Source organism: Metabacillus schmidteae, assembly GCF_903166545.1.
In the GTDB taxonomy this organism is placed as follows: domain Bacteria; phylum Bacillota; class Bacilli; order Bacillales; family Bacillaceae; genus Metabacillus; species Metabacillus schmidteae.
This window is the reverse complement of record NZ_CAESCH010000001.1, coordinates 489,293-507,347: the sequence shown is the minus strand read 5'-3', so window position 1 is coordinate 507,347 and position 18,055 is coordinate 489,293. Positions and strand designations below refer to the sequence as shown.

Genomic DNA, 18,055 nt, shown 5'->3' with positions numbered 1-18,055 from the left:
CAACTATCCCATTATATCATTTTATATAGAGCTATGTAAAAAGGCCACCATTTCGATGACCCTGCCGTTAACTTACTACGTCCTCAGATATCCTTTTAATGTGATACCATAACCATTCAAATACTTCGTCAACCTCTTCAATTTTTCCTGTTACATTACCTGCAGATGCCATATATTGTTCTCCATTAATAACAGTAACATCGCCTTCTATTGTACCTTGTATTTCCAAGGTCCCATTTTTGACGATCACATCACCTTTCACTACTTCATCTTTCGGAACAATGACTTTACTATTTTCGACAACAAGATTTTCCTGTTTTGAAACACTGAAGTGCTGATCCTCATTCCATGCAGAAAATAAGCTACTTACCATTAAAAGGATAAAAAGGGATGCAGCTGTTAAAAGCGGATGTCCTTTAAACCATCTATTCCATGATACAGTTCTTTTTTCTTTAGGAAGGCTGTTCATGATTCCTTCAGTGAAATTTAATGGTGCTTCTATATGTGATGTACTTTGAACGAACGCTACTGCTTTCTCAAGTTCGTGAAAATGCTGATAACAAGCTTCACACCTATGAAGGTGTTCTTTTACATCTTTCTCTTCAGCAGGTGATAGTTCATGATCTAAATATTTATGCAAAAGTTGTACATATTCTGAAGAACAGCTCATCTTTTTCACCTCTTTTTATATATACCTTAATTGCTTTCTCAAAGCTTCCCTGCCTCGATGTATACGAGTTTTAACCGTACCAACTGGTATTGTTAAGATTTCACTAATTTCATTTAGTGATAGTTCATCAATATACTTCAATACAATTACAGTTCGATACTTATCAGGTAATTTTAATATTTCTCTTTGAATCGTTTGTTGTAATTCTAACGTTTCAAGTTCTTCTTCTGGTAATGAAACATCTGCCGCTACTTGAGAATACATATTTAAACCATCAGTACCTGATACCTCTGCATCTAAATAGAAATCTGGTTTCTTTTTTCTAATTCGATCAATCGATAAATTCGTTGCGATACGGTATAACCATGTTGAGAACTTTTTATTCATATCATACGTATGAATATTAACATATGCTCTTATAAATGCTTCTTGTGCAATATCTTCTGCTTCATGAGCATTCCCAAGCATCCGATAACATAATTGATAAATTTTATCTTTGTAGATATCAACTATTTCAGCAAATGCGTTTTGATCTCCCTTTTTTACTTGTTTTATTCTTTTTCTTATTAGTGTCTCCATATTTATCATACCCCCGCACTCTGCGGCTATCTTTTATACGTAATAGAATGCTGCTAAGTTTCATTTTTTTCACATAAAATTATTTTAACAAATTTTGGTTGAAGTATGGAGAAAACTTTATTTCTTTTCAATGAATTCTTGTTAGATAAATATGATAATGCATCAAAAAAGCGATAAACAGAGGTTTATCGCTTATATGTAAAAACATTATATCAAGTTTTTGGTGGAGCCTAGCGGGATCGAACCGCTGACCTCCTGCGTGCAAAGCAGGCGCTCTCCCAGCTGAGCTAAGGCCCCATGGTGCCGTTGGAGCGGAAGACGGGATTCGAACCCGCGACCCCCACCTTGGCAAGGTGGTGTTCTACCACTGAACTACTTCCGCAAAATGAGCCATGAAGGACTCGAACCTTCGACCCTCTGATTAAAAGTCAGATGCTCTACCAACTGAGCTAATGGCTCTAATGGCTGGGCTAGCTGGATTCGAACCAACGCATGTCGCAGTCAAAGTGCGATGCCTTACCGCTTGGCTATAGCCCATTAATTAAGTAATAATACTATTCCCTTTAATAGTGAAATTATTCACAACTCATTAGAAAGATTTAATTATAAAATGGTGGAGGGGGGCAGATTCGAACTGCCGAACCCTAAGGAGCGGATTTACAGTCCGCCGCGTTTAGCCACTTCGCTACCCCTCCATATTATAAAGAAAGAGTGCCGGCGAGAGGACTTGAACCCCCAACCTACTGATTACAAGTCAGTTGCTCTACCAGTTGAGCTACACCGGCATATGGTGGAGGATGACGGGATCGAACCGCCGACCCCCTGCTTGTAAGGCAGGTGCTCTCCCAGCTGAGCTAATCCTCCAATTTAAATGGTGACCCATACGGGATTCGAACCCGTGTTACCGCCGTGAAAGGGCGGTGTCTTAACCGCTTGACCAATGGGCCTTAATGATATTCCTTTAAGCTTCCAACCGGGCTCGAACCGGTGACCTCTTCCTTACCATGGAAGTGCTCTACCAACTGAGCTATGGAAGCAATGGCTCCGCAGGCAGGATTCGAACCTGCGACCGATCGGTTAACAGCCGATAGCTCTACCACTGAGCTACTGCGGAACAATCAAAGCCTGGCAACGTCCTACTCTCACAGGGGGAAACCCCCAACTACCATCGGCGCTGAAGAGCTTAACTTCCGTGTTCGGCATGGGAACGGGTGTGACCTCTTCGCCATCATTACCAGACATTTGTGACAAAAATTATTATACTATTTTGAAGGGATTTTTCAAGTCTTTTTTCAAAGAAAATAATATTCCTTCAAAACTAGATAACGATTCACAATTCAATTCACTTACTGAGTTTATGCTCTTACTCTGTCCAGCTACAGAAGCCAAATCCTACGGTCATTTCACTCTCTCGTACGAAGTCAAAGAACGACTTCTGCTCGATCGCTCCAATGCCCTATGGATTTAAACGGGCTTCTTCCGCTTTTCTAATAGGTTAAGTCCTCGATCGATTAGTATCAGTCAGCTCCACACGTCACCGCGCTTCCACCTCTGACCTATCAACCTGATCATCTTTCAGGGATCTTACTCACTAGTGTGATGGGAAATCTCATCTTGAGGGGGGCTTCATGCTTAGATGCTTTCAGCACTTATCCCTTCCGCACATAGCTACCCAGCTATGCCTTTGGCAAGACAACTGGTACACCAGCGGTGCGTCCATCCCGGTCCTCTCGTACTAAGGACAGCTCCTCTCAAATTTCCTACGCCCACGACGGATAGGGACCGAACTGTCTCACGACGTTCTGAACCCAGCTCGCGTACCGCTTTAATGGGCGAACAGCCCAACCCTTGGGACCGACTACAGCCCCAGGATGCGATGAGCCGACATCGAGGTGCCAAACCTCCCCGTCGATGTGGACTCTTGGGGGAGATAAGCCTGTTATCCCCGGGGTAGCTTTTATCCGTTGAGCGATGGCCCTTCCATGCGGAACCACCGGATCACTAAGCCCGACTTTCGTCCCTGCTCGACTTGTAGGTCTCGCAGTCAAGCTCCCTTGTGCCTTTACACTCTACGAATGATTTCCAACCATTCTGAGGGAACCTTTGGGCGCCTCCGTTACATTTTAGGAGGCGACCGCCCCAGTCAAACTGCCCACCTGACACTGTCTCCCAGCCCGATCAGGGCTGTGGGTTAGAATTTCAATACAGCCAGGGTAGTATCCCACCGACGCCTCCACCGAAGCTAGCGCTCCGGCTTCTCAGGCTCCTACCTATCCTGTACAAGCTGTACCAAAATTCAATATCAGGCTACAGTAAAGCTCCACGGGGTCTTTCCGTCCTGTCGCGGGTAACCTGCATCTTCACAGGTACTATAATTTCACCGAGTCTCTCGTTGAGACAGTGCCCAGATCGTTACGCCTTTCGTGCGGGTCGGAACTTACCCGACAAGGAATTTCGCTACCTTAGGACCGTTATAGTTACGGCCGCCGTTTACTGGGGCTTCGGTTCAAAGCTTCGCTTGCGCTAACCTCTCCCCTTAACCTTCCAGCACCGGGCAGGCGTCAGCCCCTATACTTCGCCTTGCGGCTTCGCAGAGACCTGTGTTTTTGCTAAACAGTCGCCTGGGCCTATTCACTGCGGCTTTTCCGGGCTATTCACCCTAAAAAGCACCCCTTCTCCCGAAGTTACGGGGTCATTTTGCCGAGTTCCTTAACGAGAGTTCTCTCGCTCACCTTAGGATTCTCTCCTCGCCTACCTGTGTCGGTTTGCGGTACGGGCACCTCTCACCTCGCTAGAGGCTTTTCTTGGCAGTGTGGAATCAGGAACTTCGGTACTATAGTTCCCTCGCCATCACAGCTCAGCTTACGTGACAACGGGATTTGCCTCGTTGTCAGCCTAACTGCTTGGACGCGCATATCCAACAGCGCGCTTACCCTATCCTTCTGCGTCCCCCCATTGCTCAAATGGTGAGGAGGTGGTACAGGAATTTCAACCTGTTGGCCATCGCCTACGCCTTTCGGCCTCGGCTTAGGTCCCGACTAACCCTGAGCGGACGAGCCTTCCTCAGGAAACCTTAGGCATTCGGTGGAGGGGATTCTCACCCCTCTTTCGCTACTCATACCGGCATTCTCACTTCTAAGCGCTCCACGAGTCCTTCCGGTCTCGCTTCACAGCCCTTAGAACGCTCTCCTACCATTGTTCGTAAGAACAATCCACAGCTTCGGTGATACGTTTAGCCCCGGTACATTTTCGGCGCAGAGTCACTCGACCAGTGAGCTATTACGCACTCTTTAAATGGTGGCTGCTTCTAAGCCAACATCCTGGTTGTCTAAGCAACTCCACATCCTTTTCCACTTAACGTATACTTTGGGACCTTAGCTGGTGGTCTGGGCTGTTTCCCTCTTGACTACGGATCTTATCACTCGCAGTCTGACTCCTGAACATAAGTCTTTGGCATTCGGAGTTTGACTGAATTCGGTAACCCGATGGGGGCCCCTAGTCCAATCAGTGCTCTACCTCCAAGACTCTCATTTCAAGGCTAGCCCTAAAGCTATTTCGGAGAGAACCAGCTATCTCCAAGTTCGATTGGAATTTCTCCGCTACCCACACCTCATCCCCGCACTTTTCAACGTGCGTGGGTTCGGGCCTCCATTCAGTGTTACCTGAACTTCACCCTGGACATGGGTAGATCACCTGGTTTCGGGTCTACGACCACGTACTCTTTCGCCCTATTCAGACTCGCTTTCGCTGCGGCTCCGTCTTATCAACTTAACCTTGCACGGGATCGTAACTCGCCGGTTCATTCTACAAAAGGCACGCCATTACCCATTAACGGGCTTTGACTACTTGTAGGCACACGGTTTCAGGATCTCTTTCACTCCCCTTCCGGGGTGCTTTTCACCTTTCCCTCACGGTACTGGTTCACTATCGGTCACTAGGGAGTATTTAGCCTTGGGAGATGGTCCTCCCTGCTTCCGACGGGATTTCACGTGTCCCGCCGTACTCAGGATCCACTCTGGAGGGAACGAAGTTTCAACTACAGGGTTGTTACCTTCTTTGACGGGCCTTTCCAGACCTCTTCATTTACTCCGTTCCTTTGTAACTCCGTATAGAGTGTCCTACAACCCCAAGAGGCAAGCCTCTTGGTTTGGGCTAATTCCGTTTCGCTCGCCGCTACTCAGGAAATCGCGTTTGCTTTCTCTTCCTCCGGGTACTTAGATGTTTCAGTTCCCCGGGTCTGCCTTTATTACCCTATGTATTCAGGTAAAAATACTACTCCATTACGAGCAGTGGGTTCCCCCATTCGGAAATCTCCGGATCAAAGCTTACTTACAGCTCCCCGAAGCATATCGGTGTTAGTACCGTCCTTCATCGGCTCCTAGTGCCAAGGCATCCACCGTGCGCCCTTACTAACTTAACCTTCGACATCGAAGATGTCATTTACTTCATTAATAAGAGAATCACTAAACTAAGCGTTTAAACTCAGTGAATTACTTGAATTGTTATCGTTATCTAGTTTTCAAGGAACATAAAGCACAGGATATTTATATCCTATGTGTTTTATTACTTATATTGAAAGATCCAATGATCTCTCAAAACTAAACAAAATACCAAGCGTACCTCATATCCTTAGAAAGGAGGTGATCCAGCCGCACCTTCCGATACGGCTACCTTGTTACGACTTCACCCCAATCATCTGTCCCACCTTAGGCGGCTGGCTCCTTACGGTTACCCCACCGACTTCGGGTGTTACAAACTCTCGTGGTGTGACGGGCGGTGTGTACAAGGCCCGGGAACGTATTCACCGCGGCATGCTGATCCGCGATTACTAGCGATTCCGGCTTCATGCAGGCGAGTTGCAGCCTGCAATCCGAACTGAGAATGGTTTTATGGGATTGGCTTGACTTCGCAGTCTTGCAGCCCTTTGTACCATCCATTGTAGCACGTGTGTAGCCCAGGTCATAAGGGGCATGATGATTTGACGTCATCCCCACCTTCCTCCGGTTTGTCACCGGCAGTCACCTTAGAGTGCCCAACTGAATGCTGGCAACTAAGATCAAGGGTTGCGCTCGTTGCGGGACTTAACCCAACATCTCACGACACGAGCTGACGACAACCATGCACCACCTGTCACTTCGTCCCCCGAAGGGGAACCTTCTATCTCTAGAAGTAGCGAAGGATGTCAAGACCTGGTAAGGTTCTTCGCGTTGCTTCGAATTAAACCACATGCTCCACCGCTTGTGCGGGCCCCCGTCAATTCCTTTGAGTTTCAGTCTTGCGACCGTACTCCCCAGGCGGAGTGCTTAATGCGTTTGCTGCAGCACTAAAGGGCGGAAACCCTCTAACACTTAGCACTCATCGTTTACGGCGTGGACTACCAGGGTATCTAATCCTGTTCGCTCCCCACGCTTTCGCGCCTCAGCGTCAGTTACAGACCAGAGAGTCGCCTTCGCCACTGGTGTTCCTCCACATCTCTACGCATTTCACCGCTACACGTGGAATTCCACTCTCCTCTTCTGCACTCAAGTTTCCCAGTTTCCAATGACCCTCCACGGTTGAGCCGTGGGCTTTCACATCAGACTTAAGAAACCGCCTGCGCGCGCTTTACGCCCAATAATTCCGGACAACGCTTGCCACCTACGTATTACCGCGGCTGCTGGCACGTAGTTAGCCGTGGCTTTCTGGTTAGGTACCGTCAAGGTACCAGCAGTTACTCTGGTACTTGTTCTTCCCTAACAACAGAACTTTACGACCCGAAGGCCTTCATCGTTCACGCGGCGTTGCTCCGTCAGACTTTCGTCCATTGCGGAAGATTCCCTACTGCTGCCTCCCGTAGGAGTCTGGGCCGTGTCTCAGTCCCAGTGTGGCCGATCACCCTCTCAGGTCGGCTACGCATCGTCGCCTTGGTGAGCCGTTACCTCACCAACTAGCTAATGCGCCGCGGGTCCATCTGTAAGTGACAGCTAGACGCCGTCTTTCAATTTCGAACCATGCGGTTCGAAATGTTATCCGGTATTAGCTCCGGTTTCCCGGAGTTATCCCAATCTTACAGGCAGGTTACCCACGTGTTACTCACCCGTCCGCCGCTAATCTTCGGGAGCAAGCTCCCTCAGATTCGCTCGACTTGCATGTATTAGGCACGCCGCCAGCGTTCGTCCTGAGCCAGGATCAAACTCTCCAATAAAGTGTTTGATGTAGCTCATATAAATTTGTACTATTATAGTACGATTTTTGTTAATCGAAATTAACGTTGGCACGCTTGGTTTTGTTTAGTTTTCAAAGATCATTTCCGTCCACTTCCTCAGAAGCGACTTTATTAATATAACATTTGACAATTTCTTTGTCAACTTCTTTTTTTATTTTTCAGAAGAAGTTTTTTCCATCGCTCAGCAGCGACGTTTATTAATATATCACCTTTAATTAGTATGGTCAACCTTAAACTCAATTTTTTTTTTGATATTCATCAAAACATTTTTTCTCTCTTGAAGGGCTCTTCTTTTTATTGATTTTGAACTGTCCATTTTTTCTATGAGTTCATTAACTTTCCTAATCTCATAACTAACTATACATTCCAGCTCAATTCTTTCCTTCTCATGAAGTAAATAATAATTCATTAATTTATACCTCCCTTCACATTCTTTCTAATTAATTCGTTTTTTAATCATTTTAGAGAAGGTCCAAGCATAGACTTGTCTCAAGAGAATGCTGTTTTAAGGAGGATCGATATGAATCAGTTTCATGTCATTCATATGAAGAAAATTAAACAACTTGCACTCATTATGCTAGCTGCATTTTTCACCGCAGGAATCTTATTTGTAGAGAACACATTAAATTATCCAGTGTTTTCAACAGCTGAGGGACCAAAAGCAATCTATAGAGGGGAAACAAAGAATAAGGAAATCGCTCTAACCTTTGATATTAGTTGGGGGGATACAAAAGCTGCAAACATATTAGATACATTAAAAAAACAAAATATTAAGAATGCCACATTCTTTTTATCCGCTTCGTGGGCTGAGAGACATCCGGATGTGGTAAAACGAATACAAGAAGAAGGTCATCAAATTGGAAGTATGGGCTACAATTATAAGGATTATCGAGATTTAGAACCAAATGAAGTCAGAAAAGACCTAGCTATGGCTCAGGATGTTTTTACTCAATTAGGAATTAAGGATGTTACATTACTTCGACCACCTAGTGGCGGGTTTAACAAAGATGTCCTAAAAATTGCAGATCAACAAGGATTTACTATTGTACATTACAGCATAGACTCTGACGATTGGACGAATCCGGGAGTGGAAGAAATAATCAAAAACACGACTTCAGACATTAAAGGCGGAGATATTGTTCTCCTCCATGCATCAGATTCTGCAAAACAAACAGCTCAAGCGTTACCTACAATTGTTAAGGAAATTCGAGGTAAAGGCCTCCAGAATGTTACAGTTGATGAGCTCATTGCAAATGCTGAAACAAAATCTTCTGAAGTAAAATGAAAATTAAGATATAACAAAAAGAGCAGCCTATGGCTAGCTCTTTTTTGTTTGAATAAATCTTGGCAACATGATTAGTTGATATGCGTTACATATTTGCAAAGGAATCAGCATTAGCAATAACCAGTCTTCTTGGTTAACTCGTAGAGCGGGAAACCACTCAATGACCGTTACAACCGTCATAAAGAATAAAGCAGGTACAAATGCTTCTTTGTTTGTATCCTTTCTTTTAAAGAAAGCAACAATTATTCCAAATATAAATATGTAAAGTGCTAATAATATATAGGGTGTATAGCTTTCACCTTCTGTAGAGAATAATTGATATCGAAAATAAACTAAATCAAATAGGACGAAGAGGATAAGGATAATTTGAGCAAAATTCCATAGGGAAACCGATCTAAATATCCCAAGTCCAAATCGATGGACTGTTAGATAAGCAAAGAAACCCATCTGACTGATGACACTAAATATAAGTCCTACTCCAAATAACCAAAAAAGAACGGAAAGAATTTCAATGATATCAAAATTTAAAAATAAATCTTTGTATTCTGACCACTTAAGGAGAAATCCAATTATACCTGTTGTAACTCCTCCAACAAGCAGCGTGCTTAAAAATAACCGTACCCAATTTCTACTGTTCACGTTTACATCCTCCATCACATTAATCCATTTTGATTTTACCAATCCTTTTAAAAAAAAGCCATATGATTGCTATTTTCCTCGTATAAATTCTCTATTCTAATTCAAAATATAACTAGTACGCAAATATGAAAGGAGCTTGGATTAACATGAAGAGATACTCGCTCCTCATGACTCTCATAGTTTTTATTCTCGTGATGTCTGCCTGTGCCCCTAGAGAAGAATCAGGAGCACAAATGGATTATGAAGAAACAAAGAAAATGGTTGTCGATATACTTAAAACCGATGATGGTAAAAAAGCATTGCAGGAAGTAATGAAAGACGAAGAAATGAAGCAGGTTTTAATAATGGACCAAAATATCGTCAAAGAGACCATCGAAAAAACGATGACATCTGACGAAGGAGCAAAGTTTTGGAAAAAGGTATTTGAAGATCCTAAATTTGTCGAAAGCTTTGCAACAAGCATCAAAGATGAACACGAAAAAGTAATCAAGAGTTTAATGACTGATCCTGAATATCAAAAGATGTTAATTGATATTTTAAAGGATCCTGAAATGGAAAAAAGTATGTTGGAGGCCGCAAAGAGCCAAGAATTCAGAAAACATTTACAAGATATCGTAATGGAGACATTATCCAGCCCGCTTTACAAAGTCAAAATTCAAGAGACTCTTTTAAAAGCTGCAGAAGAAGCCGGTCAACAAGCCGGTGGTAGTCAGTCCCAACAAGGTCAAGAGCAACAAGGTAGTGGAGGCGGTCAAGAACAGGGTGCGGGTGGCGGGAGTTAACCCAATGATCTCTGCAACTCATAATAAAAAAAGCGCCAACGGCGCTTTTTTTATGCTTTAACTGGTACTAATTTGATTACTTCCTGTCCGATATTTGTATAGATTTGTCCTATCGGATGATCTGCAGTATAAACAGATGGGGCAAAATCATCATCATTCCAATCAGGCTGTTGTAAAGGGATTTTACCTAATAGAGGTACTCTTAGTTCCTCAGCTAGTTTCTCTCCACCACCACGTCCGAAAACATATTCCTTTTCTCCCGTTTTTGCACTTTCAAAATACGCCATGTTTTCTACAACCCCAATGATCTCGTGATCTGTTTGCAATGCCATCGCCCCAGCTCTTGCCGCTACAAAAGCAGCCGTTGGATGAGGTGTAGAGACAATAATCTCTTTACATGCAGGCAGCATGGAGTGCACATCTAAAGCAACGTCTCCAGTTCCAGGAGGTAAATCTAATAGAAGATAGTCAAGGTCTCCCCATTCAACCTCACTAAAAAAGTTATTTAACATCTTCCCTAACATTGGTCCTCTCCAGATGACAGGTGCATTATCTTCAACAAAGAACCCCATGGAAATAACTTTCACACCAAATCTTTCAACTGGGATGATCTTTTCTCCTCTTACTTCCGGACGTTTCGTAATTCCCATCATGTCAGGGACACTAAATCCATAGATATCAGCATCAATCAATCCTACTTTTTTTCCAAGGCGCGCTAGTGCTACAGCTAAATTTACGGATACTGTTGATTTTCCAACTCCGCCTTTTCCACTGGCAATAGCCACAAATGTTGTTTTATTACCAGGAGACAATAAGGATTTAGATTCACTTTGATTTGTCTCTTGATATGCTGCGATTGTTTCTTGTGAAAGCTCATGAAAGCGAAGTCCCACTGATTCAGCGCCTTCTTCTTTTACTAAAGCTACTATTTGCTGTTGCAATTGCAGTTGTTCAGCTGTATTTATTTTTGATATTCCTATTTTTAAACTAACATGTTGTTTCTCTTGCTTAATTTTTATTTCTTCTATGGCATGTAACTCGTCTAATGATATATGTAAGAAAGGATCTTTAAGTTGTCCAATTAATGTGCGAAGTGCTTCTTCTTTTAGCATACTATTCCACCCTTATCATGAATTCGTTTCCATTAGTATACCATATTTAAACAGGAAGGTAGAATTTGAGATACCACTTCACTCTGGTGGATTTTTTTCATTTGAAAAATACCTTAGAACTCCATTATAAATGGATGCAGCAACTTTTTCTTGATACACCTTTGTCGAAAGCAGGTTTTCTTCAGCCGGATTAGATAAAAAGCCAACTTCGACTAAAGCTCCCGGCTTTTCTACGTTTCTAAGAAGGTATACCCCATCTATAGGCTTTGCAACTCTCGTTGTATTCTCCAGATTCCTTCTAAGTTCATCTTGAATAAATTTAGCTACATGTTCATTTTCAACATATCTTCCACTATAAAATGTCTGTGCCCCACTCCACCTTGCTGAGGGAATAGCGTTAAGATGGATGCTTAAAAATAAATCAGCTTCAGATTCATTAATAATGTTTACCCGCTTTTTTAAATCTTCTGCCTTTCTTCTGCTATACCCTTTTGTATCTTCATCAGCAAGGTCTACATCGTCTTCCCTCGTTAGTAACACAAGTGCTCCTTGTTCTTGAAGGTAATCTCTTATCATTAGCGAAATACTTAATGAGATATCCTTTTCTAATGTGTCACTACCAACAGCACCGCCATCAGGGCCTCCATGACCTGGATCAATATATATAACTTTTCCTGTTAATGGTAAATTCCAAGAATCCCATGAATTATTGTTCGTAAATTGCCATTGAAATAAGATTAATAACACGATAAAACCACTAATAAAGGCTATCCATTTTATCTTTTTCTTCATCCCATTCCCTCCTGCTCGTCCTCACTTCAATATATGGGACAATTAAAAGGAATATGATAAAGTTTGATATGTTTTCAAGATCATTAATGAAGTCTTAATTTATATCGTTTTTCACCCTTAGTGTAACCTTGTTCCCACCAAGAATGGATATAATACTCACAAGCAAGAAAAAGTTCTTCAATTAACAAGTCACCCTCTTTTATTTTTCCCCAATTCAATAAGTAGTCAAAAAGATCATCCATTAACCTCTTCTCTTCAAATTGGCATCTTTTATTTGCCGAATGCATTGATTCTCCATAATAACCAAAGCGACTATACTTAGCACCTAACAAAAATGCTTCTATTGCAAAATCGATACAACCGTCCTCAATAATTGTCTTTTTAAATTTCCCTTCAAAGCTTCTAAAGCAATCATCAATTCTGGTCTTAATCTCGGTTAAGTTTAATTCTCTAAGCATTTTTCTTTCATATTTCAATTCTTTCTGATGTCTCTTTTGTTTCAAAGAAATGATCTCAGTCATTATCAATGCCTCCCTTTCTAATTATTGTTTATCAGTCCTTTTTTATCATTCGTTAAATGGCTTCCAATTTCATCTAGAAAAGGAAAGGATGAAATTGCTGAGAAATAAAATTATTTCCTAAGAAATGAACTTTCTCTTTAAGATTTAGCCCAAAATAAAAAGGCCGCTAAAACACATTTCTTTTTTATAATGAAATGTCAATCTAAAAGACATATTAATAGTAAACAACAGAAAGGAAGATATACTAAATGCAATTTACGAATCGGGATAAAGTAATAAAAGACTTACAACAAGCCTTCCAACCATTAATTGAGCAATATGGTATTGAGGATATCGGTGTTTTTGAAGAGCAAGGTCAAAAGAATCAATACCATATGGGATATACAATTAGGAAAGATGGAAAAACCTATATGGTACATACTCCTTACTTCAAGAATGAGCTCGGGCAGCTGTCAGCTGGTAACAGTGAATGGACAGTTGAAACAGATGAACCTAGTTCAGAGGATATAGGTGGATATAAAGGGTTGGATGAAGCTTTACGTTCACTTTAATTTAGTGAGTTATAATCTTCATGATAAAAAAAGACATCATCTTGATGTCTTTTTGATTAAATATATTTTTTGAGGAAAGTGCGATATAACGTTATTTCTCTTGACGTAATATCCACATAAATTAATAGCTACAAATTTTTGAAATTACTTTCCCAGTCATGTCCTCATAATCTTTACACATGATTTCCCATGATTTTTCGATATCTTCATCTAAACCAAATAAACCGCTACGACCTATGATATAAATATCAGGACCGGCTGCATCAATGCTTTTAAATGTTTTCCGACTAGATGATCCATCCATTTCAATGACATATTGATATCCTTTTTCTTCTCGTAATTCTCTTAATGCTACAATTTTATCTAGAGTGCTTTCGATAAAACGCTGCCCAGCAAACCCTGGATCCACTGTCATAATTGTAATTTTATCTACTAACTCAATATAAGGGAAAATCGTTTCAATAGGCGTTTCAGGATTTAAAACTACCCCTGCTTTTAATCCGGCATCATGTATTTGATCGATTAACCGAAAAGCCAAACCATCAAGTACTTCTGCATGCATGCAAATCCATTCGCACTTCATATCAACTAATTGTTGAACCCAGAAACTTGGATTCGTTACCATAAGATGTGCAGACATTGGTAAATCACTTATTTTTCGTACTTCTTGGATAAACCATGGAGATAATGTAATATTAGGAACATAATGCCCATCCATAATATCAATATGATAAGAATCTACATGATTGTTTAAAAAAGTGATTTGTTCTTTAAACTTATCTAAGTCCATTGTCATCAATGATGGTGAAAATTCTACTTTTTTCATACTCTGTTTCCCCTCCACAAAACTATAATGGTAGGGTTTATCGTCACCCCACCAAATAGTTTTAAAGTATTGATATGTTTACATATACATTCTCTTAATATTTATTTGTACTTACATTTATATAATTTGAATATCATCTAGATCAATATCATCTTCTTCAATTTCTACTTGCTCGTCTTCTTTCACATTTTTCTTAATCAGAGCCAAGGCCACCCCTGTTACAAGAGCATTCACTAATATGGCTACTGCTCCTGTCCATGGTTGCGACATCGTTGGTAACATGAATACACCACCAAATGGGACAGTCGCATCTGCTCCTAACACCATAGATACTGCTCCACCTGCCGCTCCACCAATCGCTACGGCCGTTACGCAACGAACAATATCATTCATAACGATCGGAATAACACCTTCAACGATATTAACAACACCCATAGGAACTGCTGATTTCAACGTCTCAACTTCTGATCGAGTATAGATATTTTTCCCAAACATTTTTGCTATAAAGAAAGCTAATCCGAATCCAATTGGTGTTGCTGTATTTACTAATTGTAGGGCTGTAATCGGTCCATTAATTCCTTCTGCCTGCATTGTCAATACGAAGGCAAATACAGTCTTGTTAATTGGGCCACCGAAATCAACCCCACTCAATAAGCCTACAATTCCACCAAATACTAACAATGAAGATGTTCCTAAGCTATTTAATGCATTTGTTAATAATGATGTAAAAGCTGCGATAGGGATACCTATAATGTAGACCATGAGTAATCCACCAATAATAGAGGTGAAAAATGGAACAATTAAAGTTGGCATTAATCCCTTAGCCCAACTAGGAACTTTAAAATGTTTAATAATAGCTACGGCAAGGTACCCCGCCAAAAATCCTCCTAAGATCCCACCAATAAATCCAGCGCCAATTGCATTAGCAGTTAACCCTATAATAAAGCCTGGAGCGATCCCCGGTTTTCCTGCAATTGAATAAGAAATTCCTGTAGCAATAACGGCAGGTAGTAAACCTAAACCAGCACCGCCCATAGTTGCTAAAGCATCCCAAATGGAAAACTCACCTTGTACTAAGGTACCTTGACTAGTACCTCCAAAAGCCATCCCAATTGCGATTAAAAAACCTGCTCCACAAACAATTGGAATCAAATATGAAATTGCCGTCAATAAATGACCTTTAAGATTTAAATTTTTTATTTTACTCATTCTAAGCCCCCCTATTACTACAAGTCTTTTTAATTACATAAAGCTTCTTTCACATCTGCAGCATTTTTCGACTGTAGCATGTTCTCAATGACTTCATCATTACCTAATTTTCTAGCAAATAATGATAATAATTTCAGATGAGTTTGTGCCCCATCATTTTCTTTTCCAACAGCAAACAAAATGATTCCCTTTACTCCGTTTCCATCGAGTGTTTCCCAAGGGATTTCTTCCTTCGTAATCCCAATCGCTACTCCTATTTTGTTGACAGAATCACTATTACCATGAGGAATAGCAATATAATTTCCGATTCCAGTTTGTCCTACCGCTTCCCTAGCATAAATATCTGTCAGAAATCCTTTAACATCTGTAATGTATTCATTTTGCAATAATACCTCTGCTAATTCTTGTAGTGCTTCTTCCTTATTTTTAGCATTCATGTCGGTTTTGATTGTTTCTAAATCTACAATATCTTTTACATGCATATCTTTCTCCCCCTATTCGATGGATTAAATTATTTCTTTTGTTCTATAACTTCTGCAGCTTTTTGAATTAATTTATTTGGTGATTTTACAGCTATTTCTGTTGTAACTTGGATGATTCTCTTCCCGTCAAAACGTTCTCTTCCTGCGATTTTAACATCTGCTGCTAAGATAACGATGTCTGCTTCATCGATCTGTTTTTGAGTTAGTTCATTCTCTGTTCCAATCGTTCCTTGTGTTTCAATATGAATTTCATGGCCGGCTTTCTTTCCAGCATTCTCTAATTTCTCCTGTGCGATATATGTGTGTGCGATCCCAACTGTACATGCTGCTACTCCTACTATTTTCATCATTAGCCCTCCTAAAATTTTTTAATTTCTTTATAAAAGTTTGCTTCTTCCTTAATAGTCAATAATCGATTTAAGTACTCTTCATCTGCTAGAGTTCTGGTGAATAAGGATATTTTCTTCTTTATTTGTTCGTTTTCATTTTCTTTTAATAAAATAGCTATTAACAATCGGATATCCTTTGTTTGATAATCCCAAGATAAAATCGGGTTTGCTAATCGGATAAATATAATTTGGCTCTTCTTTATTTGAGCACTCTCAATATGAGGCAACATCACATGTTCAGCGATTAATGTGCTACCGACTTCTTCTCTATCATTTAATTGATTAATGACTTCCTCTTTTTTTGAAAGATCATCCTGACATACAATTTCAGAAATAAAGGAGTATACTTCTTCTCTTGTCTTTAACTCCCAATTAAAATAGAGTTGATAAAATGAGTTAATTTCCATGATAAATCTCCTCTATCTTTCTCTGAAGCCTCTTCTGATCATCAATTGTAAACATCGCACTCACTAATAAATTGTGAATTGGTACTTCGTCCTTAATATGGACCGTACTTAGGATCAACTCAGCACCTGGGTATTTCTCTTTAAACGTTTTCATATTTTGGGAAGCTACTACATCAACAATTTCTAGCTCAGGAAATTTTCTTGATACTTTAGCTTTTAAAAGTTCTGAAGTTCCAATTCCTGTAGTACACATGATTAGTGTTTTTATAGGACGTTGATGTTGGCCAGTTACAATGACTTTTGCAAAGTAGAGGGTGATAAACCCATTTTCATCGTCATTAATTGCTGGTAAGTTAAATTTCTCACTTACAAATTCAGATACGTTAGCTACACCTAAAAACACATCTTCATAAGTTACCTTGATTTGACTTAACAAACTATTTTTAATTCGAATTTTATATTCCAATCTATTAAGCATAGGTTTAATATGATTAGCTAATTCAGTAAAAATAGATTGACTATTTATATCAATTCCTAAGTGAATACTCATCCCTTCAATGTATGCTTTCGTCACTTGGATAACCTCTGGTGAAAAAGTGGAGGTTTTAGCAGGAGATCCCTGCATTCTTGATGACACTAAATACTGATATAGAAAATAATTTTCAATACCTGGTAGAGAACTGTTTAAATATTTTTCAATATTGTTAACAACAGCTTTAGCAACCGGATACAAAATATTATCTCTCTTCATGTTTTCCATTTCTTCAATAGAAACCTTATCAGGAAATAATAAGGCAGGAACTTTTCTAGAGCGACTTAGTAGTATATATAAGTGTGAGAAAATGTTTACATTATATGGGTAGGGAATCGTGATATCTAAATCCTTTTCAATGTTTCTTAATTGACCCAATATAAATAAAACATCATGCTTATTGAAATTAAGTTCTTGATTCCTTTTTAAATCATCAAGATCAATCGCATTAAAAATTTCATTCGTGTACTTGATTGCCTTCCTAATATCAACTTCCTCACCTAATATGGCCAATTTTCTGTTTTTTCGCTCTAAAACTAATTTGTACTTTTTTAATTCTTCACTCATTATTTGTTCATCGTTAGAAATAACAGAATCCCCTACATAATAGTCACTAAATAATTGGTAAATACTTATAGGGTTGGGAGAAGACAACAATAATTCTTCCATAATTCGTTTGCGTCTCTCGCTAGGAGAAAAATGCTTTTGTTCATTATTATTTTTGCCTTTTTGGTAGTTAATAAAATTTTCGTAATCTAGTTTATAACCTCTTCCTCTTTCAGAAATAATTAAAGGGCTGTCTACGTACTCATCGTTAATTTTTTTTATTAAACGATATACTGTTTTTTGAGAAATATTTAGTGCATCTACTAGTTCCTTTGAAGTAACGTAATCTTGATTTTTTGAAAGAAACAGTAACAGATTTTGTTCACGATTATCTTTTGAACTCACAGCCATGCCTCCTTGATATTTATATTAACCCATTTTAAAGAAAACGCTTCCCTGTAAAATGACCGTTGCAACGGTCATTTTTTTTGTGAGTAGGTAAACTCATTTCTATGTTTTATGTTAAAA

At 40.0% G+C, this 18,055-nt stretch carries 16 protein-coding genes, 10 tRNA genes and 3 rRNA genes; 3 read left to right on the top strand and 26 right to left on the bottom strand.

Features of this window, described 5'->3' with window-relative positions; genetic code table 11:
- Positions 1-67: 67 nt before the first annotated feature.
- The 16 genes from HWV59_RS02525 to HWV59_RS02450 all read right to left on the bottom strand — a co-directional run bounded on the left by HWV59_RS02525 (position 68) and on the right by HWV59_RS02450 (position 7,863).
- On the bottom strand, positions 68-670 hold the full coding sequence (locus HWV59_RS02525) for an anti-sigma factor family protein (protein ID WP_102232900.1): 603 nt from the start codon (positions 668-670) through the stop codon (positions 68-70).
- 15 nt (positions 671-685) lie between these two features.
- A complete protein-coding gene (sigW, locus tag HWV59_RS02520; protein ID WP_102232901.1) occupies positions 686-1,249 on the bottom strand; it encodes an RNA polymerase sigma factor SigW in 564 nt (187 codons plus the stop codon).
- 221 nt (positions 1,250-1,470) lie between these two features.
- Positions 1,471-1,546 (bottom strand) — tRNA-Ala (locus HWV59_RS02515).
- 10 nt (positions 1,547-1,556) lie between these two features.
- A tRNA-Gly gene (locus tag HWV59_RS02510) sits at positions 1,557-1,631 on the bottom strand.
- A 4-nt stretch (positions 1,632-1,635) separates the two neighbouring features.
- A tRNA-Lys gene (locus tag HWV59_RS02505) sits at positions 1,636-1,708 on the bottom strand.
- Positions 1,709-1,711: 3 nt separating this feature from the next.
- Positions 1,712-1,786: transfer RNA gene (locus tag HWV59_RS02500), tRNA-Gln, on the bottom strand.
- 74 nt (positions 1,787-1,860) lie between these two features.
- Positions 1,861-1,944 (bottom strand) — tRNA-Tyr (locus HWV59_RS02495).
- 17 nt (positions 1,945-1,961) lie between these two features.
- A tRNA-Thr gene (locus HWV59_RS02490) sits at positions 1,962-2,034 on the bottom strand.
- 3 nt (positions 2,035-2,037) lie between these two features.
- Positions 2,038-2,113 (bottom strand) — tRNA-Val (locus HWV59_RS02485).
- 8 nt (positions 2,114-2,121) lie between these two features.
- Positions 2,122-2,196, bottom strand: a tRNA-Glu gene (locus tag HWV59_RS02480).
- A 17-nt stretch (positions 2,197-2,213) separates the two neighbouring features.
- Positions 2,214-2,286 (bottom strand) — tRNA-Thr (locus tag HWV59_RS02475).
- Positions 2,287-2,288: 2 nt separating this feature from the next.
- Positions 2,289-2,363, bottom strand: a tRNA-Asn gene (locus HWV59_RS02470).
- 9 nt (positions 2,364-2,372) lie between these two features.
- Positions 2,373-2,488: ribosomal RNA gene (gene rrf / locus HWV59_RS02465) — 5S ribosomal RNA — on the bottom strand.
- A 252-nt stretch (positions 2,489-2,740) separates the two neighbouring features.
- A 23S ribosomal RNA gene (locus HWV59_RS02460) occupies positions 2,741-5,669 on the bottom strand.
- 213 nt (positions 5,670-5,882) lie between these two features.
- A 16S ribosomal RNA gene (locus tag HWV59_RS02455) occupies positions 5,883-7,433 on the bottom strand.
- Together the 16S, 23S and 5S rRNA genes with 10 tRNA genes alongside form the textbook arrangement of a ribosomal RNA operon.
- A gap of 232 nt (positions 7,434-7,665) precedes the next feature.
- Positions 7,666-7,863 (bottom strand): hypothetical protein, encoded by a 198-nt coding sequence (locus HWV59_RS02450; RefSeq protein ID WP_102232741.1) that lies wholly within the window; start codon positions 7,861-7,863, stop codon positions 7,666-7,668.
- 111 nt (positions 7,864-7,974) lie between these two features.
- Here HWV59_RS02450 and pdaB point away from each other — a divergent pair, with 111 nt between their 5' ends.
- Complete coding sequence (gene pdaB, locus HWV59_RS02445) at positions 7,975-8,739, top strand: polysaccharide deacetylase family sporulation protein PdaB (protein WP_175637994.1); 765 nt, start codon at positions 7,975-7,977, stop codon at positions 8,737-8,739.
- Between the two features lie 33 nt (positions 8,740-8,772).
- Here the strand turns inward: pdaB and HWV59_RS02440 are convergent, their stop codons facing one another.
- Positions 8,773-9,378 carry a KinB-signaling pathway activation protein gene (locus HWV59_RS02440; protein ID WP_175637993.1) on the bottom strand — a complete coding sequence of 202 codons (606 nt, stop codon included), beginning with the start codon at positions 9,376-9,378 and terminating at the stop codon, positions 8,773-8,775.
- Between the two features lie 146 nt (positions 9,379-9,524).
- On the opposite strand from HWV59_RS02440, the gene gerD reads away from it, so the two are divergent.
- Positions 9,525-10,160: a spore germination lipoprotein GerD gene (gene gerD / locus HWV59_RS02435; protein ID WP_175637992.1), complete on the top strand. Its 636-nt coding sequence runs from the start codon at positions 9,525-9,527 to the stop codon at positions 10,158-10,160.
- Between the two features lie 50 nt (positions 10,161-10,210).
- Here gerD and HWV59_RS02430 read toward each other — a convergent pair whose 3' ends face one another.
- The 3 genes from HWV59_RS02430 to HWV59_RS02420 all read right to left on the bottom strand — a co-directional run bounded on the left by HWV59_RS02430 (position 10,211) and on the right by HWV59_RS02420 (position 12,585).
- Complete coding sequence (locus HWV59_RS02430) at positions 10,211-11,272, bottom strand: Mrp/NBP35 family ATP-binding protein (protein ID WP_102232745.1); 1,062 nt, start codon at positions 11,270-11,272, stop codon at positions 10,211-10,213.
- A 78-nt stretch (positions 11,273-11,350) separates the two neighbouring features.
- On the bottom strand, positions 11,351-12,064 hold the full coding sequence (gene cwlD / locus HWV59_RS02425) for an N-acetylmuramoyl-L-alanine amidase CwlD (protein WP_102232746.1): 714 nt from the start codon (positions 12,062-12,064) through the stop codon (positions 11,351-11,353).
- 83 nt (positions 12,065-12,147) lie between these two features.
- A complete protein-coding gene (locus tag HWV59_RS02420; protein ID WP_102232747.1) occupies positions 12,148-12,585 on the bottom strand; it encodes a DUF2521 family protein in 438 nt (145 codons plus the stop codon).
- A gap of 248 nt (positions 12,586-12,833) precedes the next feature.
- On the opposite strand from HWV59_RS02420, the gene HWV59_RS02415 reads away from it, so the two are divergent.
- Positions 12,834-13,136: a DUF5634 family protein gene (locus HWV59_RS02415; RefSeq protein WP_102232748.1), complete on the top strand. Its 303-nt coding sequence runs from the start codon at positions 12,834-12,836 to the stop codon at positions 13,134-13,136.
- Positions 13,137-13,257: 121 nt separating this feature from the next.
- Here the strand turns inward: HWV59_RS02415 and alsE are convergent, their stop codons facing one another.
- From alsE to HWV59_RS02385, 6 genes are all read right to left on the bottom strand, one after another.
- On the bottom strand, positions 13,258-13,962 hold the full coding sequence (gene alsE / locus HWV59_RS02410) for a D-allulose 6-phosphate 3-epimerase (RefSeq protein WP_102232749.1): 705 nt from the start codon (positions 13,960-13,962) through the stop codon (positions 13,258-13,260).
- A 117-nt stretch (positions 13,963-14,079) separates the two neighbouring features.
- Positions 14,080-15,171: a PTS fructose transporter subunit IIC gene (locus tag HWV59_RS02405; RefSeq protein ID WP_102232750.1), complete on the bottom strand. Its 1,092-nt coding sequence runs from the start codon at positions 15,169-15,171 to the stop codon at positions 14,080-14,082.
- Between the two features lie 29 nt (positions 15,172-15,200).
- Complete coding sequence (locus HWV59_RS02400; RefSeq protein WP_102232751.1) at positions 15,201-15,653, bottom strand: PTS sugar transporter subunit IIA; 453 nt, start codon at positions 15,651-15,653, stop codon at positions 15,201-15,203.
- Between the two features lie 29 nt (positions 15,654-15,682).
- Positions 15,683-16,000, bottom strand: coding sequence for a PTS fructose transporter subunit IIB (locus HWV59_RS02395; RefSeq protein WP_102232752.1), 318 nt, complete (start codon positions 15,998-16,000; stop codon positions 15,683-15,685).
- Positions 16,001-16,011: 11 nt separating this feature from the next.
- The gene (locus HWV59_RS02390; RefSeq protein WP_102232753.1) at positions 16,012-16,449 is read right to left on the bottom strand and encodes a PTS sugar transporter subunit IIA; all 438 of its coding nucleotides are present in this window, start codon (positions 16,447-16,449) and stop codon (positions 16,012-16,014) included.
- On the bottom strand, positions 16,439-17,938 hold the full coding sequence (locus HWV59_RS02385) for a BglG family transcription antiterminator (protein ID WP_407941528.1): 1,500 nt from the start codon (positions 17,936-17,938) through the stop codon (positions 16,439-16,441). Before HWV59_RS02385 ends, HWV59_RS02390 begins: the two co-directional genes overlap by 11 nt.
- Positions 17,939-18,055 lie beyond the last annotated feature (117 nt).